The organism is Elongatibacter sediminis, from assembly GCF_037892215.1.
In the GTDB taxonomy this organism is placed as follows: domain Bacteria; phylum Pseudomonadota; class Gammaproteobacteria; order Xanthomonadales; family SZUA-36; genus Elongatibacter; species Elongatibacter sediminis.
This window is the reverse complement of the sequence record NZ_JAZHOG010000004.1, coordinates 246448-267781: the sequence shown is the minus strand read 5'-3', so window position 1 is coordinate 267781 and position 21334 is coordinate 246448. Positions and strand designations below refer to the sequence as shown.

At 59.6% G+C, this 21334-nt stretch carries 21 protein-coding genes; 8 read left to right on the top strand and 13 right to left on the bottom strand.

Annotated features, from left to right (window positions below; genetic code table 11):
• Positions 1 to 24: 24 nt before the first annotated feature.
• From rpsP to ffh, 3 genes are all read right to left on the bottom strand, one after another.
• Complete coding sequence (rpsP, locus tag V3330_RS08055) at positions 25 to 276, bottom strand: 30S ribosomal protein S16 (RefSeq protein WP_354694889.1); 252 nt, start codon at positions 274 to 276, stop codon at positions 25 to 27.
• 150 nt (positions 277 to 426) lie between these two features.
• Positions 427 to 1857 carry an alkaline phosphatase PhoX gene (locus tag V3330_RS08050; RefSeq protein ID WP_354694888.1) on the bottom strand — a complete coding sequence of 477 codons (1431 nt, stop codon included), beginning with the start codon at positions 1855 to 1857 and terminating at the stop codon, positions 427 to 429.
• 54 nt (positions 1858 to 1911) lie between these two features.
• Complete coding sequence (ffh, locus tag V3330_RS08045; protein ID WP_354694887.1) at positions 1912 to 3303, bottom strand: signal recognition particle protein; 1392 nt, start codon at positions 3301 to 3303, stop codon at positions 1912 to 1914.
• Positions 3304 to 3398: 95 nt separating this feature from the next.
• Here ffh and V3330_RS08040 point away from each other — a divergent pair, with 95 nt between their 5' ends.
• The 3 genes from V3330_RS08040 to V3330_RS08030 all read left to right on the top strand — a co-directional run bounded on the left by V3330_RS08040 (position 3399) and on the right by V3330_RS08030 (position 6681).
• Positions 3399 to 4214, top strand: a complete 816-nt coding sequence (locus V3330_RS08040) for a cytochrome C assembly family protein (protein WP_354694886.1) — start codon at positions 3399 to 3401, stop codon at positions 4212 to 4214.
• Positions 4215 to 4297: 83 nt separating this feature from the next.
• Positions 4298 to 5557, top strand: a complete 1260-nt coding sequence (locus V3330_RS08035; protein ID WP_354694885.1) for an HlyC/CorC family transporter — start codon at positions 4298 to 4300, stop codon at positions 5555 to 5557.
• 8 nt (positions 5558 to 5565) lie between these two features.
• The gene (locus tag V3330_RS08030) at positions 5566 to 6681 is read left to right on the top strand and encodes an acyltransferase family protein (RefSeq protein ID WP_354694884.1); all 1116 of its coding nucleotides are present in this window, start codon (positions 5566 to 5568) and stop codon (positions 6679 to 6681) included.
• On the opposite strand, the gene radA is transcribed toward V3330_RS08030, so the two are convergent.
• On the bottom strand, positions 6642 to 8012 hold the full coding sequence (gene radA, locus V3330_RS08025) for a DNA repair protein RadA (protein WP_354694883.1): 1371 nt from the start codon (positions 8010 to 8012) through the stop codon (positions 6642 to 6644). The genes V3330_RS08030 and radA overlap by 40 nt on opposite strands.
• A gap of 135 nt (positions 8013 to 8147) precedes the next feature.
• Here radA and pspF point away from each other — a divergent pair, with 135 nt between their 5' ends.
• Positions 8148 to 9173: a phage shock protein operon transcriptional activator gene (gene pspF, locus V3330_RS08020; protein WP_354694882.1), complete on the top strand. Its 1026-nt coding sequence runs from the start codon at positions 8148 to 8150 to the stop codon at positions 9171 to 9173.
• A 37-nt stretch (positions 9174 to 9210) separates the two neighbouring features.
• On the opposite strand, the gene alr is transcribed toward pspF, so the two are convergent.
• From alr to V3330_RS07990, 6 genes are all read right to left on the bottom strand, one after another.
• Positions 9211 to 10284 carry an alanine racemase gene (gene alr, locus V3330_RS08015; RefSeq protein WP_354694881.1) on the bottom strand — a complete coding sequence of 358 codons (1074 nt, stop codon included), beginning with the start codon at positions 10282 to 10284 and terminating at the stop codon, positions 9211 to 9213.
• A 119-nt stretch (positions 10285 to 10403) separates the two neighbouring features.
• Positions 10404 to 11783, bottom strand: a complete 1380-nt coding sequence (gene dnaB, locus V3330_RS08010) for a replicative DNA helicase (RefSeq protein WP_354694880.1) — start codon at positions 11781 to 11783, stop codon at positions 10404 to 10406.
• A 105-nt stretch (positions 11784 to 11888) separates the two neighbouring features.
• Positions 11889 to 12335, bottom strand: a complete 447-nt coding sequence (rplI, locus tag V3330_RS08005) for a 50S ribosomal protein L9 (RefSeq protein ID WP_354694879.1) — start codon at positions 12333 to 12335, stop codon at positions 11889 to 11891.
• A 25-nt stretch (positions 12336 to 12360) separates the two neighbouring features.
• Positions 12361 to 12585, bottom strand: coding sequence for a 30S ribosomal protein S18 (gene rpsR / locus V3330_RS08000; RefSeq protein ID WP_354694878.1), 225 nt, complete (start codon positions 12583 to 12585; stop codon positions 12361 to 12363).
• Between the two features lie 20 nt (positions 12586 to 12605).
• The gene (gene rpsF / locus V3330_RS07995) at positions 12606 to 13124 is read right to left on the bottom strand and encodes a 30S ribosomal protein S6 (protein ID WP_354694877.1); all 519 of its coding nucleotides are present in this window, start codon (positions 13122 to 13124) and stop codon (positions 12606 to 12608) included.
• 165 nt (positions 13125 to 13289) lie between these two features.
• Positions 13290 to 13613, bottom strand: a complete 324-nt coding sequence (locus V3330_RS07990) for a HesB/IscA family protein (RefSeq protein ID WP_354694876.1) — start codon at positions 13611 to 13613, stop codon at positions 13290 to 13292.
• A 113-nt stretch (positions 13614 to 13726) separates the two neighbouring features.
• Between V3330_RS07990 and asnS the strand changes: the two genes are divergently transcribed.
• From asnS to V3330_RS07975, 3 genes are all read left to right on the top strand, one after another.
• A complete protein-coding gene (asnS, locus tag V3330_RS07985; RefSeq protein WP_354694875.1) occupies positions 13727 to 15127 on the top strand; it encodes an asparagine--tRNA ligase in 1401 nt (466 codons plus the stop codon).
• 1297 nt (positions 15128 to 16424) lie between these two features.
• Positions 16425 to 17285, top strand: a complete 861-nt coding sequence (locus tag V3330_RS07980) for a DUF6502 family protein (RefSeq protein ID WP_354694874.1) — start codon at positions 16425 to 16427, stop codon at positions 17283 to 17285.
• A 115-nt stretch (positions 17286 to 17400) separates the two neighbouring features.
• Positions 17401 to 18369: a hypothetical protein gene (locus tag V3330_RS07975; RefSeq protein WP_354694873.1), complete on the top strand. Its 969-nt coding sequence runs from the start codon at positions 17401 to 17403 to the stop codon at positions 18367 to 18369.
• 156 nt (positions 18370 to 18525) lie between these two features.
• Here V3330_RS07975 and V3330_RS07970 read toward each other — a convergent pair whose 3' ends face one another.
• Both V3330_RS07970 and V3330_RS07965 read right to left on the bottom strand, forming a co-directional pair.
• Positions 18526 to 18870: a histidine triad nucleotide-binding protein gene (locus V3330_RS07970; RefSeq protein WP_354694872.1), complete on the bottom strand. Its 345-nt coding sequence runs from the start codon at positions 18868 to 18870 to the stop codon at positions 18526 to 18528.
• A 227-nt stretch (positions 18871 to 19097) separates the two neighbouring features.
• A complete protein-coding gene (locus tag V3330_RS07965) occupies positions 19098 to 19787 on the bottom strand; it encodes an SDR family NAD(P)-dependent oxidoreductase (protein WP_354694982.1) in 690 nt (229 codons plus the stop codon).
• A gap of 222 nt (positions 19788 to 20009) precedes the next feature.
• Here V3330_RS07965 and V3330_RS07960 point away from each other — a divergent pair, with 222 nt between their 5' ends.
• Positions 20010 to 20348, top strand: a complete 339-nt coding sequence (locus V3330_RS07960) for an FmdB family zinc ribbon protein (protein WP_354694871.1) — start codon at positions 20010 to 20012, stop codon at positions 20346 to 20348.
• Positions 20349 to 20425: 77 nt separating this feature from the next.
• Here the strand turns inward: V3330_RS07960 and V3330_RS07955 are convergent, their stop codons facing one another.
• Positions 20426 to 21334 carry a squalene/phytoene synthase family protein gene (locus tag V3330_RS07955; RefSeq protein ID WP_354694870.1) on the bottom strand — a complete coding sequence of 303 codons (909 nt, stop codon included), beginning with the start codon at positions 21332 to 21334 and terminating at the stop codon, positions 20426 to 20428.

Here is a 21334-nt window from a genome sequence, read left to right as displayed (position 1 = left end):
GAAAGCGCGACCCGCAGGTCACGCTCAGGAGGCCTGGGTCCGTGCCTCCGAAATCAAGGACTTGACCCGGTCGCTGATCTGCGCGCCAACGCCGGTCCAGTAGTCCACGCGGTCGAGGTCCAGTCGCAGGCGTTCTTCCTGACCACGGGCGACCGGGTTGAAGAACCCGACGCGCTCGATCTTGCGGCCGTCACGCGCCTTGCGGCTGTCCGTCACCACGATGTGATAGAACGGTTGCTTTTTGGCCCCGCCCCGCGACAATCTGATTTTTACCATGTCTCAACCTGTCTGGTTTAATTCCGCAGCGCGGACGTGTTGCGTTTCCGGCCCCATAGGGTCACGGCCCGCATGAATTCTGGGTTCAGCAAACCGCGTATTGTACCGTGAACAGCGCCAAAAGAAAACAACCGCGAGCCGCGCAAAGCCTCAGATCAGACCGTCTTCCCACGGTCCGGTTATGGCAACGGTAAATCCCGGTGCATACACGTTGCAGAACAACCATTCCCCGTCCGGTGAAAACGTCGCTCCGGCCCACTCGCTGTTGCGCGCGGTTCCCCCCAGATCATGGCCGCCATGCCGGACATCCAGGTCCGGATTGATCTGACAGAATCGAAACAGTGTGCCATCCGGCCGCAACCCAGCCAGATACTGGCCCGCCGGATTCCCGCTGACGCGATCCTCGCAGATCAGCAGGCTGCCCCGAGGGCTCATAACGATGTTGTCCGGACCGGAGAAAACGGCACTTCCCGGAGACTCGTATACCATCCGAACGGTTTGCTGGCCGGGGTCATACACGTAAACGCTGCCCGCGCCCGCGTGCCCGCCGCTCTTGGACGTGAAATACACTTCGCCGCGGTCATACACGCAGCCCTCGAGGGCGATGAAGGCCGATCCTCCAGCCGCGAGCCCCTGGGTGACCACTCCGTCGCCTGCGCTGCTTTGCGCGGTAAACCCCGCCTCGGGGTCGGGAATATCCACCCATTGGACCGCCAGGGCCGCGCCGAGGTCGAGCCCCACACGCATGTCCCTGCCATCGCCGACCCGCATCATTTGCAGGCGTCCGCCAGCGGCCAGGTCACCGGGCTGATCGGGCACGTAGCGGTAAAATCCGGCGCGGGGGCTGAGATCTTCAGTCATGTAGGCCACCCCGTCGCGCGGATCGATGGCCACGGCTTCATGGTAGAACTGGCCCATCGCCCGAATGGGTTCCGGCACTGCGGTGCCCGTCGCGGGAACCTCGAATACAAAACCGTGTTCCCGCTTTGCGCGGCCCACATCCCACAGCGCCTGGCGAGCAGGCACCGGCAAATGCGTCAAAGCCGGCGACCAGGGCGCCTCCTCACACGACAACCAGGTACCCCACGGAGTGACGCCGCCGGCGCAGTTATTCAACGTGCCGCACAGACTGACCCATGAATCGGCCAGGGATTCGGTGGCCGTATCGAACACCAGGGTTGTCGTGCCACCGCCGGTGACATCGTAGGCAAGATCCGGGGCTCCGATCGGACCGGAAGACCCACGCAATTCATGATTGCGCACCAGCGTGACCCGCCCATCCCTCGAGGCCACCACGCCCATGCCGTCGGCACTGCCGGGCACGACGTGCCCGTCGTGCAGGGTCTCGCCCGCCCAGGAAATCGTCCGATAGCGAAACCCGGGTGGCAGCCGCAGGAGCGGAATTCCGGTGGTTTCGTCCGGCACAGCAACCAGAGGCCCCATCAATTCCGGCATTTCCCGCAGGCTGGATGCGGACGAATCCCGCGCCTGGCGCCGTGACCACGTCAACAAGCCAAGCGCGGCAGCGCCGGCACCGAAAACCCCGGCCTGAAGCAGAGTCCGTCGTGAAGCGGGAGGCATCGTGATTCCTAGGTTCGGTTCGGCTCGGTTAGGGTCGGGTCGGGCCGATCCGCCCTAGAATGGAGGCTTGTTGCCTCCACCGGGCAACATCCCGGGCGGCAGATTCCCTTGCAATTTGCTCAGTTTCTTCATCATCTTGCTGGCGCCGCCTCCGCCCAGTTTCTTCATCATCTTCTGCATCTGCGCATGTTGCTTGAGTAATCGGTTGACGGTCTGTATCTGCAAACCGGACCCCTGCGCGATGCGTTTCTTGCGCGAACCCCGGATGATGTCCGGAAAGCGCCGTTCCTGCGGGGTCATCGCATTGATGATGGCAATCATGTGGGCGGTGCTCCGATCGTCCATCTGGGCCTTCATCTGCGGAGCCAACTGACTCATTCCAGGCAGTTTTTCCGCGAGACTGCCCAGGCCGCCCATGTTCTGCATCTGTTCCAGCTGCGAGCGGAAGTCTTCAAGATCGAAGCGGTTGCCCTTGCGCATCTTGCGCGCCAGCTTCTCCGCCTTGCCGCGATCGACCTTCTGCTGAACCTCCTCGACCAGCGACAGTACGTCGCCCATTCCGAGAATTCGCGACGCGACCCGTTCAGGATGGAACGGCTGCAACGCATCGATTTTCTCTCCGGCGCCGAGAAATTTGATGGGCTTGCCGGTGACCTGCCGAACGGACAAGGCCGCACCGCCCCGGCTGTCGCCGTCCGTCTTGGTCAGAATGACGCCGGTCAGGCTGAGCGCCTGGTCGAAGGCTTGTGCGGTATTGGCGGCATCCTGGCCGGTCATGCTGTCAACGACGAACAGCGTTTCGTGCGGCTGCACCTGGCCATGAATGGCGCGAACTTCCTCCATCATTTCCTCATCGATGTGGAGGCGGCCAGCGGTATCGACGAGAAGGACATCAACCAGGTTCTTGCGTGCGGCGGCAAGCGCATCCCGGGCGATATCGACAGGACGTTGTGTTGCGTCGGAAGGATGGAAATCCACCCCGGCCTGCCCGGCCACGGTACGCAACTGGTCGATGGCGGCCGGACGATAGACATCGCAGCTGACCACCATGACCCGCTTACCTTCCCGTTCCCGCAGGTAGCGACCCAGCTTGGCCGTAGTCGTGGTTTTGCCCGCGCCCTGCAGTCCCGCCAGCAGCACAACGACCGGCGGTTGCGCCTTCAGGTCCAGAGCTTCATTGGCCGCGCCCATCAATTCGACGAGTTCATCGTGCACCAGCTTGATCAAAGCCTGTCCGGGCGTCAGGCTGCCAAGTACCTCCTGGCCGACGGCCTTGCCCTCGATGTCCTGAATGAATTGACGCACGACCGGCAGCGCAACATCGGCCTCCAGCAGCGCCACGCGGACCTCGCGCAGGGTTTCGCGCACGGATTCCTCGGTCAGCCGCCCCTTGCCGCGGATCCGATCCAGCGTGCCGGCGAGTCTTTCTGTCAGGGTGTCGAACATCAACCGCTCCACCACAAAATGAGTCGGGTATTATAGCCTCAGGACGACCTGCCCGACGCGGGTCCGGACCAATCCCGGAGTGATTCGTACCCAACATGAACCACGACACGACCCTGTTGTACGCGCTCGGCCTTTATGCCGCGGCCACGGCGCTGCTCTACCGGTCCATCATCACCGGCTCGCGCCGCTGGCGTCATGTATCGCTGGGAGCTGCCCTGGCGGGAGCCGCCCTGCATGGAGCGGCGCAGTGGCAGCATTGGTCGACCTCCGGAATGCCGGACGTCGGTTTCCTCAATCTTTTGTCGCTCTGCGCGCTCGTGATCGTCGTCATGCTCTGCCTGTCGGCGTTGTCGCGCGACTCACTGTTCGATGCCAGCCTGGTCGCCCTGCCGCTGGCGGTCCTGGTGCTGATCCTGGAGTGGAGCCTGCCATCGGAACGCCTGCTGGTGGAGATCGACTCGTGGGGTACGGCAGCGCATATCGTCAGTTCCGTGTTGGCGTTCGGGCTGTTCAGCATCGCCGGCGTATACGCCCTGTTCGTCGTCGCCATCGACCACTTTCTGCGAAGCCATCACCTCAATCCGCTGGTTCAGGCCCTGCCGGCCCTGGATGTGCTCGAGCGCCTGCTGTTCCGGTTGCTGGGGGCCGGATTCGTGTTACTCACCGTGTCGCTGGCCACCGGCCTGGCCTATGTGCAGGATCTGTTCGCCCAGCACCTGGCCCACAAAACCCTGCTGTCGTTCCTGGCCTGGTTCGTCTTCGGCACTCTGCTACTCGGCCGTTGGCGGTACGGGTGGCGCGGTCGGCGGGCGGTCTGGTTGAGCCTGGCGGGTGTCGTGCTGCTGCTACTGGCCTATTTCGGCAGCAAACTCGTGCTCGAAGTGATTCTCGACCGCAATTGGTGGGTCTGATACCTCCATCACCAAAACCGCCTGGCTCTGTCGCGCTGGTAAGATAGCCGATTGTCGCCGAGCACCCTGGATGTCCTTGGAACTTGAACGAGATACCGCTTAGCACCCTCTACCTGATTCTGTTCGTGCTGCTTTGCCTGTCCGGCTTCTTTTCCAGTTCGGAAACGGGACTGATGGCGGTGAACCGCTACCGCATGCGGCACCTCGCCAACAACGGTCACCGCGCCGCTCGCATGACCCAGCGCCTGCTGCGCAAACCGGACCGGCTCATCGGCCTGATCCTGCTGGGCAACAACCTGGTCAACATCCTCGCGGCTTCCATTGCCACGGTCATCGGCATCCGCCTGTTCGGTGACTCGGGGGTCTGGATCGCCTCACTCGCCCTGACGGTAGTCATTCTGATTTTCGCCGAAGTCGCCCCCAAGACCATGGCTGCACTGCATCCGGAACGGATCGCATTTCCGGCCTCCTTTGTATTGGCGGTTTTGCTCAAAGTGTTCTATCCACTGGTCTGGCTGATCAATGGCGTAACCAATCTGTTGCTGCGACCGTTTGGCATTCGCACGCGCGCCGAGGTGATCGAGCGGTTGAACCGTGAGGAACTGCGCACCTTGCTACAGGAAGGCGGGCAGATTTCCAACGAACATCAGCGCATGCTGGTGAACATTCTGGACCTGGAGCACGCCACCGTCGACGATGTCATGATTCCGCGCCACGACATCGTCGGCATCGATCTCGACGACGACTGGGAAACCGTGCTCAATGACTTGACCCAGACGCTGTACACACGGATGCCGGTGTTTCGCGACAGTATCGACAATGTCGAGGGCCTGCTGCACATACGCACGGTGATCGCCAAGCTGACCGAAGGCGGCTTGACGTTCGGTGACCTGAAACGCTCCATCCGGTCGCCCTACTTCATTCCCGAAGGAACCAACCTGATGCAGCAACTGCTGGAGTTCCAGTCGCGCGAGCGCCGCATGGGCCTGGTGGTGGACGAATACGGCGACATCCAGGGCATGGTCACGCTCGACGACATCCTCGAAGAAATCGTCGGCGAGTACACCACCGAGGGCAAGGAACGCTCCCGTGCGATCCGCCATCTGGATGACGACACCCATCTGGTGGAAGGCGCGACCAGCGTGCGGATGCTCAATCGGCGCATGAACTGGGACCTTCCGGAAGAGGAAGCCAACACCATCAACGGCCTGCTGCTTGAAGTGCTCGAAGTCATCCCGGATGGAAAGACCTGCGTGCGGATCGGCAGCCATGAAATGACCATCGTGGAAATCAACGATAACGTGATTGGCAAGGTTATGGTCCGAACCCGGCAGAGCGGCTGACACCACCGGTGCTCATCAACATCCAGTTCCTGCGCTTCGCGGCCGCCATGCTGGTCGTTTTGTACCACGCCAGTTCCCACCTGGCTGATTCCGGGGCCAAACCCGGCTTCTTCTTTCAGGCCGCCGAAGCCGTCGGATTCGCCGGCGTGGACATTTTTTTTGTCATCAGTGGTTACATCATGGCGCATACCACGGCGCGTGCCAGCGGCGTGACGCCCGGCCTGGCGTTCCTGCGCCGGCGGATCGCGCGTATCTATTCCGGCTACTGGCCCTTTTTTCTGCTGGCATTGGTCGTTTTCTGGTGGATCAACCCCGACCATCTCGCCCAATCCAGCCTGGTCCGTTCGGCCGTGCTCTGGCCGGCGAACCATTTGCTGATCGCCGTCAGCTGGACCCTCATTTTCGAGATGTTCTTCTATATCTTATACACCGTGTTGATCACCACCGGCCTGCATCGGTTGCGTCATTTGCTGGCGACGCTCACCGTGCTCATGGCTGCGTTCGCCTTGTACAGCCAGTTCGTACGACACGCCTATGATCCCGGCCAGCTGGAAACCATCAGCCTGGCCGAGTACTACATGCTCAGCCCCTACCTGCTGGAATTCCTCGGCGGCGCCCTGCTCGCGCGCTATAACGCCAACCGCAAGGCCGGTGCCGGTTGGCAGACCGTGGTGCTGGGCATCGTTGTTTTCGGGGCGGGCGGCTGGATCAACCTGGCCGGCTTTCAAGGCCATATCGAGCAGGGCTATTACGTGTTCTACCGGGTGGCTGTATTCGGTACCGCGTCGCTGCTGATCGTGGCCGGAGTGGTCGGGCTCGAAGCCCGCGGGTTCATGGCTCCGCGTCGTTTCAGCCTGCAGGCCGGCGGTGCGTCATATGCCATTTATCTCAGTCACACGCTGTTTCTGGCTGCAACACAGTACCTGGGTCTCAATCGGTGGCTGCGCGGCCAGGATGACGGCTTCGCGCAATGGATTTTCCTGCTCTATGCCGGTTTCATTCTGGTGCACGGCATCGTGCACTACCGCTGGATCGAACGGCCGCTCCACCAGCAGTTCCGCCGAGTACTCGGGGTGGGCAGGCGTCAGCCGGCCGCGTCATCTGAAATCACGTCCAGCGCCTGAGCCACGGAAGTCACAGGCAGGACCCGCAGGCCTTCGATGGGCTTGCGCGGCGCATTCGATGCCGGTACCACGACCGCTTCATATCCGTGACCGACCGCGGCTTTCAATCGATCCTGACCATCGGGCACGGGCCGAACTTCACCCGAAAGACCGACTTCGCCGAAGCAGGCCCAACGTGAGGGCAACGGGCGGTTACGGAAACTCGACTGCAGCGCCAGGATCAGCGGCAAGTCACCGCTCGTTTCATTGATGCGGATGCCACCGACCACGTTGACGAACACATCCTGGTCCGCCAGGTTGATCCCGCCATGCCGGTCCATCACGGCCAGCATCATCGCCAGTCGATTCGGGTCCAGGCCCAGGGAAACGCGCCGGGGATTGTTGAGATGGCTGGTTGCGACCAGTGCCTGAAGTTCGAGCAGCAGCGGCCGGGTGCCTTCACGAACCACGGTGACGACGCTGCCTGAAACCGGCCCTTCATGGCCAGACAGAAAGATCGCCGATGGATTGCTGACTTCCCGTAATCCCGTCCCGGTCATGGCGAACATGCCCAGTTCGTTGACCGCTCCAAACCGGTTCTTGATCGCGCGGATGATCCGGTACCGGCTGCTGCCATCGCTTTCGAAGTAGAGAACCGCGTCGACCATGTGCTCGAGCACCCGCGGGCCCGCAAGTGAGCCTTCCTTGGTCACGTGCCCGACCAGGATGACGCAACAGCCGTGACGCTTGGCCCAGCGCAACAGGCGCGCCGTGGCTTCGCGAACCTGGGAAACGGAGCCCGGCGCGGAGTCCAGGTCTGCGCACGAAGCGGTCTGGATCGAATCGATGATCATGAGTCCCGGACGGATACGATCAGCGGCGGCCAACACCTGGTCTACGTCCGTGGCCGCCAGGCACTGGAGTTCCTCCAGGCCGAGACCGAGCCGGCGGGCCCGCATGCCGACCTGCTGCAGCGATTCCTCTCCGGTGACATACAGGCTGGGCACCTGGCGAGCGACAGCCGACAGCATCTGCAACAACAGGGTCGACTTGCCGATGCCCGGGTCCCCCCCGAGCAACAACACCGAACCGGCGACCACGCCTCCGCCGAGAACCCGGTCGAGTTCACCAATGCCGCTTTGCAGGCGCTGAAGCCGGCCTTCCCCGACATCGGCGAGTCGACTCGGCTCCAGATCATCCGCACCCGCGTACCCTCCGCGGGCAGCGGCCACCGGACGGGTTCGGGTTTCCGACAACGTGTTCCACGCGCCACATTCCGCGCACTGGCCAGCCCACTTGGGCTGCATCGCCCCGCAGGTTTCGCACTGATAAGCAGTCCTGGATTTGGCCATGCGCCACCCGGCATCGAAGTATGGAGCACGACTTGTAACAGATCGGATGCATGACCTCCAGCCCGATACACGCCACGCTGGATTTTCCTACAATACTCCACACTGGCATGCCCCTGCCGACGGCCCGGTAACCCGATGGATAATGCAAGAGAACAGCAACTGATCGGTGAATCACGCGTATTTCTCGATGTTCTCGATCATGTTTCCCGCGTGGCGCAACTCAATCGCCCGGTGCTGGTGATTGGTGAGCGCGGAACCGGCAAGGAACTGATCGCGGCACGGATTCATTACCTGTCGCCGCGGTGGGACCGTCCCTTCGTCAAACTGAACTGTGCGGCGCTGGCGGAATCCCTGCTGGAAACCGAGTTGTTCGGTCATGAGGCCGGCTCATTTACCGGCGCGAACCGTCGCCGCCTGGGCCGTTTTGAACTGGCCCACCAGGGCAGCCTTTTTCTCGACGAACTGGCGAGCACATCCGGTCGCGTTCAGGAGAAGATCCTTCGCGTTATTGAATATGGTGAACTCGAACGCGTTGGCGGGACCGAGACCATCGAAACCGACGTTCGTATCATTGGTGCGACCAACGAGGATCTGCCGGCTCTGGCCGAAGCGGGCCGCTTCCGCGCTGATCTGCTCGATCGTCTCGCTTTCGATGTCATCACCCTGCCCCCACTGCGGGAGCGACAGGACGATATTCTGCCGATGGCGGAGCACTTCGCCGTGAAAATGTGCGGGGAACTGGGCCTGGAGGTTTTCGCGGGGTTTACGGACCAGGCGGTTACCCGCCTCGTGGACCATCCATGGCCGGGCAATGTACGCGAATTGAAAAATGTGGTGGAACGGGCGGTCTATTCATCGGAGGAAGCCGATCAGGAGCCCATAGACGCCATTGATTTCGACCCTTTCGAATCGCCGTGGCGGCCAAAAACATCCCGACCGGAAACGCCGCCGCCCGCGGTCGCCACCCCGGACCGACCCTACGATTTCAAGGAACACGTCCAGCAAGTCGAAATCGATCTGCTGAATCAGGCCCTCGAGCAGTGCCGGTTCAACCAGAAAAAAACCGCGGAGTACCTGAGCCTGACCTACCATCAGCTGCGCGGATACCTGCGTAAATACGACCTGACCGAAGCGGCCAGTACCACGGACGACTCCGCCTGATTCGCATCGCACGGCAACTTCGAAAATCAGCCAACCATCAGTCTGCGACGGATCGAACCCTTGCAGTGACCCCGCAGATCAATTCGTACGGAATGGCCTGCGCCCAGACTGCCACCTCTTCAATTGGCAGACCCTCCCCCCAGAGCGTGACCCGGTCGCCGACCCGGGCGTCCTCGAGGCCGGAAAGATCAATGGTAATCATATCCATGGAAACCCGACCGGCCAGCCGCGCGCGCCGACCATTGACCAGCACGGGAGTACCACTGCGGGCCCCGCGGGGATAGCCGTCGCCATAGCCAATTGCAGCCACACCGATCCGCATGTCCTGCGGACAAACGAATTCAGCGCCGTACCCAACGGTTTCGCCCTGGCGGACGGAATTGATGGCGATCAGGTCACATTGCAGACTCATGGCCGGTCGCAGCCCGATTTCGGTTGATCGTTCGCGCCCGCACGGCGAAATGCCATACAGCATGATCCCGGGACGCACCCAGTCCCGGTGACTGTCCGGAAAATTCAGGATGCCCGCTGAATTGGCGAGGGAAACGGGTCCATCCAGACCCCGAATCGCCGCGTCGAATCGTTCGATCTGGCCGGCGGTCATGGGATTCTCGCGATTGTCGGCGCAGGCAAAGTGGCTCATCAGGACAGTGGGTTGCGGGCCACGCAGCTGTTCCAGCTCGCCGTGGACGGCGGCAACATCATCGACCGGAAAGCCCAGCCGGTGCATTCCGGTATCGATCTTCAGCCAAAGCGCACCGGGTGGCGTGGCGGACTGCTGCCTGAGCAGGTCGAGCTGGGTGCGGTGATGCACCACCATGTCCGCTCGCAGTTCAATAATGTCTTCCAGCTCCGAACGGTTGTTGGGGCCTTCCAACAACAAGAGGCGGCCCTGCCATCCGTGTTCACGGCAAACGAAACCTTCCCCGGTCGTCGCCACGGCCAGAAGATCGGCCTTCTTCAGCGCGGAACAGATGCGGGACAAACCGTGCCCATAGCCGTCGGCTTTGACCACGCAGGCCACACGGCTGTCCGGCGCCAATTGGCGCACGCAGGCAAGATTATGGCGGATAGCCCGGAGGTCGATGCGGGCAACGGTGTTTCGGCTCATCGGTGCATTCTAGGCGGGCTCGCTGCACAGATCATGCACATTCTCGGGCAATTTCGGGAATCGTTACCGACAGCGCGCAAGTGACGGCAGACCGGCGCAAGCGGCGTAGGATCAGCCTTTTACTCGCCGTGTTCGTCGTAAAAATACTCGGGCGCGAAGTTCGCGAACCGTAACCAGCGACCCTGCCAGGTCAGATTTACCGTACCCGTCTCACCGTTGCGGTGCTTGCCGATGATGATCTCGGCCTTGCCCTTTTCAGCGGTTTCCGGGTTGTAGACTTCATCGCGGTAGATGAAGACGATCAGGTCCGCATCCTGCTCAATGGACCCCGACTCGCGAAGATCCGCCATGACCGGCCGTTTGTTGGGGCGCTGCTCGAGGGACCGGTTGAGCTGCGAGAGTGCAACTACGGGGACATTCAGTTCCTTGGCCACGGATTTCAATGAGCGCGAGATTTCGGCGATTTCGGTGGCCCGGTTATCGCGGCTGCCGGGAACCGCCATGAGCTGCAGGTAGTCGACCACGATCATACCAATGTCGTGTTCGCGCTTTAAACGCCGTGCCCGCGCACGCAATTCAGCAGGCGAAAGCGCTGGCGTTTCATCGACGAAAATCCGGCTCTTGTGCAGTAAATTCATCGCCGAAGTCAGTTTCGGCCAGTCCAGATCCGTGAGATTACCCGTGCGCAAGCGTCCCTGTTCGATCTGGCCCAGGGATGAAAACAGACGCATGACCAATTGCAACGCCGACATTTCCATGCTGAACACCGCGACCGGAACGTCGTGTTTGAGCGCTGCGTGTTCCGCGAAATTCATTGCAAGTGTCGTCTTGCCCATCGAAGGGCGGCCGGCGACGATGATCAAATCGGAGGGCTGAAGACCCGCGGTCATCCGGTCGAAATCACGAAAACCGGTTGCCACGCCGGTAATTTCGCCGTCGAATTCGTTGAGCTCCTGAATCCGCTCGATGGCTTCCTTGATCGTTTCCTGAACCGCGATGAATCCCGATCGGTTACGGGCTCCGAGATCGGCAATGGCGAACACGGCCCGCTCGGCATCCTCGAGCAATTCCTGACTGGTTCGCCCGTCCGACTGAAAAGCGGACGAGGCGATCTCGGTACCCACATCAATCAGTTGGCGCAGAATCGATTTCTCGCGCACGATCTGCGCGTAAGCCGTCACATTGGCGGCGCTCGGTGTGGTGCTGGCGAGCTGCATCACGTAGGCGCCGCCATCCACCTGGTCCGACACTCCGTGCGCCTCGAACCACTCCGTGACGGTGACCGCGTCGACGGGATTACCCAGTTCATTCAACTCACTGACGGAGCGGAATATCAGCCGGTGATCCTCGCGGTAGAAATCGTCTTCGCCCAGCAAGTCCGCAACCTGCTCGAAGGCGCGGGCCGAAAGCAACAAACCGCCCAGCACCGCCTGTTCCGCTTCCAGGGAGTGCGGGGGTACCTTGAGCGAATCGATTGAAGCGAGTTTGGGGGCGGCCATGGCGACTCGGTTGGCTGCGTGATCGCTGCGGCCCGGAAATCCGGACCGCAGCTCAGAGCATAGAAGTTGATCGAGTCGGGCGCAAGGAATGCGCCGGCCGGCGAACTACTCGGGGGAAACGACCACTTTCACAGAGGTATCGACATCGGCGTGAAGGATCAATTGCACATCGTACTCACCCACCACCCGGATGGGACCTTCACCCATGATGACCTCGCGCTTGCTCACATCGTGCCCCATTTTCTGCAGGGCATCGGCGATTTCGCGCGGACCGATCGAACCGTAGAGCTTGCCTTCCTCGCTGGCATTCGCCGCCATCTCGACTGTGACTTCCGCGAGCGCGTCGGAACGCGATTGGGCGGAACCCAACTTGTCCGCAGCAGCCTTCTCGAGTTCCGCACGCATGGTTTCGAACCGCGCCACGTTCTCGGCTGTGGCGGGCACCGCCTTGCCCTGTGGCACCAGGAAATTGCGTCCGAATCCGGATTTGACGCTCACCTTGTCGCCCAGGTCCCCGAGATTCAGGACTTTTTCCAACAATATCAGTTCCATGAATATTCTCCCGCGAATCCCGCGATCAGTGATTGTCCGTATACGGAAGCAATGCCAGGAATCGCGCCTGCTTGACGGCCGTCGCCAACTGACGTTGATAACGCGCCTTGGTGCCGGTAATCCGGCTGGGTACGATCTTGCCGGACTCACCCACGTATTGTTTGAGGGTGTTGATGTCCTTGTAATCGATCTCGGTCACGCCTTCGGCTGTAAACCGGCAATACTTTCTGCGTCGAAAATGTCTAGCCATGTCTTGTCTCCTGTCGCCCGTCAGGCCTCGGCCCGTTCTTCGTCACCCGACTCCGGGGCCGTCTCGACCTGGGTTTCGGCATCGCTTTCATCCGCCTTTGACTCATCGGAATCGCTCGATTTGGTGTCGGAATCGCCGCCTGCCTCGTCACTCGAGTCACTGTCTGAATCGTCGTTGGACGACGAGGCCGGCCGATCACGAACCGGACGATCCTTGTCGTCCTTGGCCTGCATGATCAGAGATTGCTCGACGATGGCGTTCTGGCGCCGAATCGTCAGGTGCCGCAGAACCGCATCATTGAAGCGAAAAGCGCCTTCGAGTTCGGCCAGCGTTTCACTGTCGCACTCAATATTCATCAGCAAGTAATGGGCTTTGTGCAGCTTGACGATGGGATAAGCCAACTGGCGCCTGCCCCAGTCTTCCAGACGGTGCACCGCACCGTTGTTGCTTTCTATCAGGTTCCGGTAGCGTTCGAGCATGGCCGGAACCTGTTCACTCTGGTCCGGATGGACCAGAAAACAGATCTCATAATGTCGCATTGTGGCTCCCTGTGGATTTTCCGACGCGAATCACGCCGTAAAAGCTTCCCTCGGCACAAACCGACTTCCGGTCACCGGGTGAAGCAAGGATTTTCCATGCCTTGAGGCATAGCCGACGAATTATATCAGCAGATATGGGTACGGTACAGTGTAGAATAACGGCTGTCAGTTGACGGTAAAACTCTCACCGCAGCCGCATTCCTCGGCGACGTTTGGATTTCGGAACCGAAACGTGCGTCCCAACCCCTCGTCCGCGAAGTCGACCTCCGACCCATCGAGAATGTCGAGATTGTCGTGGGCCACGACGATTTTGACGCCGCGGTCCTCGAAGACCACGTCGTGCTCGGATACCGCCTCGGCAAGCTGCACCGTATAGGCCCAGCCTGAGCAACCGGTGCGTTTGACACCCAGCCGAAGCCCAATGCCGCCGTCGCGATCGAGAAAATCGCGAACGCGGTCCGCCGCCCGTTTTGTAAGCTGTATGGCCATTACTGTTTGCCCACCCCGCTGGGGATTGCGATTGATAATTTCACGGGGGTGTACGCTCAAACCCGCCGTGCATTATTATTTGGGGTTTAGCGGCTCCGGATCAACTCAATCACATGTCTTTCATCAGCATCAAGTCGGCTTTGACCGACAGCGCCGTCGTGGGTTCCAGGATTGGCGTGCGCGGCTGGATTCGAACCCGCCGGGATTCCAAAGCGGGCCTGTCGTTTCTCCACCTGAACGACGGCTCCTGTTTCGACCCGATTCAGATCGTGGCCCCGGCCGAGCTTGAAAACTACGAGGATGAGGTGAAAAACCTGACGTCCGGCTGCGCCGTGGAATGCCATGGCCTTCTGGTCGAATCATCCGGTCGAGGTCAGTCGGTCGAAATCCAGGCGGATTCGGTCCGGGTTGTAGGCTGGGTGCAAGATCCGGACACCTACCCCATTCAGCCGAAGCGGCATTCCTTCGAATTCCTCCGGGACGTCGCGCACTTAAGGCCACGCACCAACACTTTTGGGGCCGTGACGCGCGTTCGCAACGCCGTGGCGTCGGCCATACACCGGTACTTCCAGGAACGTGGCTATTACTGGATCACGACGCCGATCATCACGACGTCGGATGCCGAGGGCGCTGGCGAGATGTTCCGGGTGAGCACCCTCGATCTGGCCAACCTTCCCGCCACACCCGAAGGCAGCGTAGACTTTTCCAGGGATTTCTTCGGGCGCGAAACCTTTCTCACGGTATCAGGCCAACTGAATGTCGAAGGCTATTGCCTGGCACTCAGCAAGGTCTATACGTTTGGTCCGACATTTCGGGCCGAGAATTCGAACACGCCGCGGCATCTTGCAGAATTCTGGATGGTCGAACCCGAAATCGCGTTTGCGGACCTGGAAGACCTGGCCGCTTGCGCGGAAGATTTCCTCAAGTATGTTGCCAGGGAGACTCTCGAGCATTGCGAGTCGGATATGGCCTTCTTTGCGCGACAGATAGAACCCGAGGCAATTAACCGTTTACAGCATCTGGTCGACCAGCCATTCATCGCTATCGACTATTCTGAAGCCATTTCCATTTTGCAGAAATCGAAGCGTTCGTTCGAGTTCGCCGCGCAATGGGGCCTGGACCTGCAGACCGAGCATGAGCGCTACCTCACCGAGAAGCACTTCAAGGCGCCAGTGATCATCAAGAACTACCCCGCGGAGATCAAGGCATTTTACATGCGCCTGAACGACGATCAGAAAACGGTTGCCGCCATGGATGTCCTGGCACCCGGTATCGGTGAAATCATCGGCGGTTCGCAGCGCGAAGAGCGACTCGATGTTCTGGAGCGCCGAATGCGCGAAGACGGACTGGACACAGAAACCTACGATTGGTATCTCGACCTGCGTCGCTACGGATCGGTGCCCCACGCCGGTTTCGGACTGGGCTTTGAACGGCTGGTCGGCTACATCACCGGAATAGCCAATATCCGGGACGTCATCCCCTATCCCAGGGTACCCGGTCGCGCGGACTTCTAACTCCCCGCCCTCAGTTCCACCCCGACTCCGGAAGCTTACCCGGGCCGAGCACCCAGCAAGCAACTGCCACACACGACATCGCCGTCGACGCAAAGCGGCAGACAGCCGCACGCTGCCGACAATTATGTTTGTCATGGATCGACGATCTCTGGGCAGGCGCCACCTCGAATCCTTCAGCGGAGACACAGCCAGAACCGGGTCAAGCGGGGAGCCCCGCCGGGTCGGGTCGGGTCGGGTCGGTCATCTGCGGTGACTGTCAGGGCTTGGCATTGTGCTGCCCACAAAGAAAAACGGCCAGGAACATCTTCCGTGATGTTCCTGGCCGTCTTGCGGACGTCTCGCCACCCGCAAAGTGCGTCCTTGCCTTTCACAAGGTCTGCAGATCCTTCTGCCATGGAGTGGGCAATCCCTGCCTTTTCCATCCTTGTGGGACACATCATAGCCAATTTTGTCTATAGACGCAAGTGTCTAAATGCAAAAAAGTCTAAATGCAAAATTGGCTATAGACAGAAGCGGCTACTTAAGGTATATTTTCAGCATGTACTTTTTCCTCCAACATGCGACCGGATCCTTGTTGATCGCCGCCAGCGATCGGAAACAAGCAGTATCCTGGTGCGAGCGACAGTTCGGAGCACAAGCCTCACGAATGTCCTTGATCGATTGGGAGGAGTCGCTTCACTACGTGGAACGTTCTGGTACTGGAATTCGTGAATCTCAGATCGGATACCTTGATGTTGTGGCTTCTGTAACCGCAGATTCGGTCCTGCCATGTTCTGCCATCGCAGTTACCGAAAACCGGTTTTCAGCCGATCCTGAGGAACAGTTCGGATCGCGCAAGCGACCCCTACTGCACTGAATTGCCCACCAAGGACGGTGGGATTGGCCGCGGAACAGTGCGGCAGGGAAACGGAGTTTCCAAGGATAAACAGGAAGTTATCCTGAAGTTTTGACAAGGAAGTCAGCGTCCGGAAGGATTCCGGGCGCATAATCAACACGGATGTAATGAGCGACGACCGATATCGCCGGTCAGCTCTGCGACTGGTGCCCACAGGGATGGTGGGCACCTCTTTTAAACCCCAGGATCCCGGCACACATGGACTTCAAGGACACCCGGGCTCAGGAGCTGGCCACTATCTTTTGAAAGTCAGTAATTTATGACGATCTATTGATATAACATCTTCGTTGATGTTAAATGGTCCAAACCTAATTCAGGTACCCGTTCGAGGGCACGGACGGGCCAGCTTCAGAGAGACGGATTTCCAAGTGTGAAGGAAGCGATTTTTCAGGAGACTGAAAAGTGCCAGGCCTTGCCATGCAGGACACAAACCGTCTTTCCGACGACTCAAAGTCTATTGGCTATTTTCTGAGCCAGGTTTTTAGCAAAGTCGTGCGATTGGTCATCGGCACGGTCTCGCTGCCGGCGCTTGTCGACATCCTCAAAGCCATCTACGTGGAAGAGGCTGAAAAGAAACTCGTGCGGGAAGGCTCGAAACCAACCAAGAGTGCCTTGGCCCTGATGACGGGTTTGGATACCCGAGTGGTATCCCAGGTTTTGAAGCAGAACCTGGAAACAACAATTCAAACTCAAAACGTAAACCCTGAAAATGCGTTGATCGACATGTGGTGTAGCGACCCCTATTTCCAAGACCCAGAAACCGGGCAACCGGCCTCACTGCCGATTGCCGGCAAGGGAAAAACCTTTCAAGGCTTAGTGCTTCGATCTATCGGTCGAAACATTACGGTTAAGACGGTTATGGACAGGCTTCTGAAGTGGGGAAGCATACGAGTGAATTCAGGCGAGATCGAGACCGTAGATATCCTTTCACGAACCTATTTGCCGTTAACAGATGACAAGGTCAAGCACACTGAAATTGCTTTCTTGGAAGCATCAAGAGTATTGAGCGCGGTGATTCACAATATGAATTGCTTGCCGGAATTTCGAGTCCCTCAGCAGGGCAGATGGACGTATCGGCTGTCATCTGATCGCTATAAAGAGTTTCGTCTTAAAGCACGAGATTTACTAGATAAACAAATTAAGGAAGGGGAGGCGCTTCTCGAAGAATTTGAGGAGCCCAAGAAAGACGCTGGCCAAATGACCGTGGGAATCGGTTGGTACCAGTGGAGTGACCACGAACCCGAACAGGAGGAGAGTGATTAGAAGGGGGATATAGTTACTCAAACTCCTCTCGGGTTGGTGTTTAGCAGCCTGGGTCGTAGAAGGCGGATCAAACCGCTCGCGGACCAGTCACCACCTGAAATGAAGGAGCAAAGCTATGTCTCGTTGGACCATTGAAAGAAGCGGAACCGGAGTTGAACGCTCCGGAACCGGAATAGAGAAGTCCGGAACCGGAATTGAAAAATCCGGCACGGGAATCGAAAAGTCAGGCACAGGGATCGAAAAGTCTGGCACTGGTATACAGCGCTGCATTTCATTAGTGCCACGCGCTGTGTTTGCGTGCGTGATCGCCTTAGGTACATTTGCGTCGACCGTTCAGGCCAGCGGAAACATAAATCCTGCTGGCACGCTTCAATTAGTTGCCAATAATGGCACTATGGCGGTCTCATGGATTTTTGATGGAAGTGTCTTTGCGGGAGTTGCCCCACTGACGGGCTCCTATGCAAACCTTACGCTAACGGAAGTTGCGCTTTCTGCGCCTCCAATGGATGTTGAAGTCACCGGCAACGGCACTGGAGCCTCCCTTCACGTGACTGGCAACGGAACTGGATCTTCTTTAGAAGTGACAGGCAACGGCACAGGCTCGGCTGTCCATGTAACGGGAAATGGCACGGGTTCAGCCGCACATGTGACCGGGAACGGCACAGGATTCTCCGTCGAGGTAACCGGAAACGGCACGGGGTCTTCTCGTGAAGTTACTGGAAATGGGACAGGCCGTTCTGTCCTCGTAACTGGCAACGGTACGGGTTCAGCGGTAGATGTAACTGGAAACGGAACTGGGCGGTCCGTGCAAGTAACTGGAAACGGGACTGGACGCTCCGTACTCGTAACCGGGAACGGCTCTGGCGCCGATGCCATCCGAATCACGCTGCCGGAAGGTACCGGGATGGCCATGGAAGTGTCTCTGGGATGTGGCAAGGCTTCCGTGGCGGTGATGGGTCAATCAGGAGCGGCCCTGGCTACGTTCAATAACGTTCCTGTGGTAGGCGATACAGGGCTGTGCTCCCGAGGCGGGTTCGGCGGTGACTTCATCCGTGATCCCGGCCGGGACTTCCGCTCGTACTGATCTCTGAGATTCAAGATCTGAGATCGGACTGCATGGTTTCGCTCCAACGAGAAAGGTTTGCCCCTGCACCACGCAGGGGCACTCTTTCGGGCCGTTGGAACCATGATCCGTAGCGCGCCAGAAATGGGCAGCACATGAACCGTCATGAGGCCTCGGCTAGCCAGGCGGCCATGTCATTTGGCGCCCCCCGAGCAGGTGCAGGTGAATGTGGTAGACCATTTGCCCACCCGCTTCCCTGCAGTTGACGACCAATCGGTATCCATCTTGGGCAAGCCCTTGTTCACGTGCGATTTCGGCGGCCGCCAGCACCATGCGGCCGACCAGACCCGCGTGATCAGCTTGTAGATCATCAAGGGTTCTGATGTGCTCTTTGGGAATGATGAGGATATGCGTGGGTGCCTGAGGATTGATATCCCGGAATGCCAGCAGCTCATCCGTTTCGTACACGATATCCGCATCGATTTCCCGCTGGATGATTTTCAAAAACAAGTCGTCCGACATGATTGTCTCCCGGATTGTCTTTTCCCATGGCGGCATGTGCATGCGGCCAAGGCTCGGTTGCCGACCCAAACCCTATCTGCTGCCGTCTGCTTCCGCAACGGCAGGAAATCCAATACCGTCGGTCGGCTTATACGCCACCTGGCATACGCCGGGTGAAGGGTGTCAGGGACGCAGAAGCGATATTCCCGGGTACTGCGGCGTTTAAACCGCCTCGTCGAACCCGGCGCTCAGGTCGCGAGACCGGGTTGCCTACCAGCGGGTTCACCCCGAGTTTCGACCAGCTCAATGATTTTTCGTGCCGGACCTTCCGGAGGTGAAAGATCAGAGGGGTTCTCGTCATGATAGGCCCGGGCCCGCAGATCGGACGGCATCGGCCCCGGGTCAACGGCGTGAACGTCAACCTGGGCAGTCTTCAAGTCGGCTGCAAACTGCGACGACATGGCCTTGACAGCCCATTTTGAGACCCCGTAACTGCCCCAGAAGGGTCCGGCAACCCGCTCCAGATCATCCAGTACGAAGATGAGGCTCGACCTTTCCGCAGCCCGCAGCAGCGGCAGACAATGGGTCGTCAGCAACCACGCGGCATGCACGTTCACCTGGAAATCCCGCAACCATGTCTCCGGTGGAATCTGGTGGATGGGAGTCAAACCCTCGAAGGAGGCGGCGCAATGAATCAACGCATCCAGGCGCCCGGGTCCCGAACCGATTGCGCAGACCATGTCGGCGCACTCGTCAGGTCCGATTCCAGCCAGATCCGCGGGTTGGATAAACGGTTCTCGGCCGGTTTCCGCTACGATTCGCCTGCGGACCGGATCGAGCCGCTTTGTCGTACGGTCAAGCAGTATCGGCTCCCAATTCCGGCGCGCAAAGCCGCTGGCCAGTTCGGCACCCAGGGCCCCACCGGCTCCGGTTATCATTACCACCTGTCTTTGTCCGCCTGAACTCATGGGAAACTGCACTCCTGCATCTGTAACGAGTGACGATCCGCCAATAATGCGTCACGTGGAGAAATCGGTGATCCCGTCGCCATCAACTGCGGTTGACCGGGAACACAATATTGCGCAAGCTGCTCCGGAACCGGCCGGCGCTGAGCAGCTTCGCCGTCAAGCATCCATGCCCCGGGGCGCAGGGAGCCCTTTATGCTGGCTTACGCGCGACCCTTGCGCCGGGTCATGGTCCATATAATCCGGGTACGATCGATGCCAATATACGAATACCGCGCCACAACCAGTCGCAGCTGTCCGCAGTGCGAATCGGGTCTGGAGGCACTGCAAAAATTAAGCGACCCTCCCCTGGCAGCCTGTCCGGACTGTGGCGCACCGCTCAAACGAGTCATTTCCGCCGCCTCCCTGCCAACGTCGGACGACACTCTTTCCCGAGAGAACATCGAACGACACGGATTTACCCAATACAAGAAAGCCGGAGCCGGAGTTTACGAGAAAACAGCCGGTAATGGACCGGACAAACTGAATAAGTAGTCTCCAGGGACACGCTGCAATCCGGTGACCTTCCCGCCGCGTTCGCCATGCACCAGGCCGGTTGGCCGGATCCGAAATCACCGGCCGCCAACTCGTTCCTGCCGATCATCGGCCAGGTGACGAAATCGTCGCGCCTGCCGCCATGCAATCCAGACATCGGCGAGACGCAATCGAGACAATTCTGCCAACCAGTCCTCGTGCGCTGACGCGCGTAAACGAGCCAGCCGCTCGGACTCCAGCCGGGCGTAAACGCTCCAGTGCCGAACTGCCGGCACGTCGTCCGAACTGCCGGGCAAGCCTCCCGCCCCGACGGCCTCGCCCATTGAATGCTGCAGATCCAGCGTCTCCTGAATGACCTGGAGCAGCGCGGACGCGCACGAACGATCGATCCGACGGGGCAGAGCATCCCGGGAAACACCGATTCGTGCACTCACCGCCAAAGGAATCCACCAGAAACCGAGAAAAGCGGACCGCAGACTTTCACGAAAGACCTGCATGAGTCCAACCGCACAAACCCGGGGCGGAACGGCTTTCGCGGTTTTTGAGGCGGAAATCCCAAGGCTGCGTTCCAGCTTCCATTGGTTTTCCCCCAATTCGCGGCACATCTGCGCCAGCGCCTGCTGACTGACGAGCGCCTCACGGTCCACGCGCGCCATGGCCGCCTGCAACTCAGTTTTGATGCAGTCCCTGTCCAGGGTTTTGAAAGCCCCCGAGTCCGCCAGCAACCTCGGGATGGGATGTTGACTCCCGGAAGAATTCGACTCGAGCAATTCATGGTGCCACCAGGCGAGACGAGCCCGCGCCACTCCGGGATCGCGCGTGCTTCCGACCGCCTCCTCAATCGCACACAGGAACGCATGGCCTGCCAAAAGACGCAGCTGCGCGTCCTTCGGCGCATAACGGCTACTGATCTGAAACGGTGCGCGAATGCGATTCACCAGATCGGTGCAGAACAGAATGTCATTTTCCTTCGGCGCGGCCGGCAT

What these genes read in the sequence shown, in the direction of transcription:
- rpsP (WP_354694889.1), bottom strand. Translation starts at nt 276, where the DNA reads ATGGTAAAAATCAGATTGTCGCGGGGCGGGGCCAAAAAGCAACCGTTC.
- V3330_RS08050 (WP_354694888.1), bottom strand. Translation starts at nt 1,857, where the DNA reads ATGCCTCCCGCTTCACGACGGACTCTGCTTCAGGCCGGGGTTTTCGGT.
- ffh (WP_354694887.1), bottom strand. Translation starts at nt 3,303, where the DNA reads ATGTTCGACACCCTGACAGAAAGACTCGCCGGCACGCTGGATCGGATC.
- V3330_RS08040 (WP_354694886.1), top strand. Translation starts at nt 3,399, where the DNA reads ATGAACCACGACACGACCCTGTTGTACGCGCTCGGCCTTTATGCCGCG.
- radA (WP_354694883.1), bottom strand. Translation starts at nt 8,012, where the DNA reads ATGGCCAAATCCAGGACTGCTTATCAGTGCGAAACCTGCGGGGCGATG.
- pspF (WP_354694882.1), top strand. Translation starts at nt 8,148, where the DNA reads ATGGATAATGCAAGAGAACAGCAACTGATCGGTGAATCACGCGTATTT.
- alr (WP_354694881.1), bottom strand. Translation starts at nt 10,284, where the DNA reads ATGAGCCGAAACACCGTTGCCCGCATCGACCTCCGGGCTATCCGCCAT.
- dnaB (WP_354694880.1), bottom strand. Translation starts at nt 11,783, where the DNA reads ATGGCCGCCCCCAAACTCGCTTCAATCGATTCGCTCAAGGTACCCCCG.
- rplI (WP_354694879.1), bottom strand. Translation starts at nt 12,335, where the DNA reads ATGGAACTGATATTGTTGGAAAAAGTCCTGAATCTCGGGGACCTGGGC.
- rpsR (WP_354694878.1), bottom strand. Translation starts at nt 12,585, where the DNA reads ATGGCTAGACATTTTCGACGCAGAAAGTATTGCCGGTTTACAGCCGAA.
- rpsF (WP_354694877.1), bottom strand. Translation starts at nt 13,124, where the DNA reads ATGCGACATTATGAGATCTGTTTTCTGGTCCATCCGGACCAGAGTGAA.
- V3330_RS07990 (WP_354694876.1), bottom strand. Translation starts at nt 13,613, where the DNA reads ATGGCCATACAGCTTACAAAACGGGCGGCGGACCGCGTTCGCGATTTT.
- asnS (WP_354694875.1), top strand. Translation starts at nt 13,727, where the DNA reads ATGTCTTTCATCAGCATCAAGTCGGCTTTGACCGACAGCGCCGTCGTG.
- V3330_RS07975 (WP_354694873.1), top strand. Translation starts at nt 17,401, where the DNA reads ATGTCTCGTTGGACCATTGAAAGAAGCGGAACCGGAGTTGAACGCTCC.
- V3330_RS07970 (WP_354694872.1), bottom strand. Translation starts at nt 18,870, where the DNA reads ATGTCGGACGACTTGTTTTTGAAAATCATCCAGCGGGAAATCGATGCG.
- V3330_RS07965 (WP_354694982.1), bottom strand. Translation starts at nt 19,787, where the DNA reads ATGATAACCGGAGCCGGTGGGGCCCTGGGTGCCGAACTGGCCAGCGGC.
- V3330_RS07960 (WP_354694871.1), top strand. Translation starts at nt 20,010, where the DNA reads ATGCTGGCTTACGCGCGACCCTTGCGCCGGGTCATGGTCCATATAATC.
- V3330_RS07955 (WP_354694870.1), bottom strand. Translation starts at nt 21,334, where the DNA reads ATGCCGGCCGCGCCGAAGGAAAATGACATTCTGTTCTGCACCGATCTG.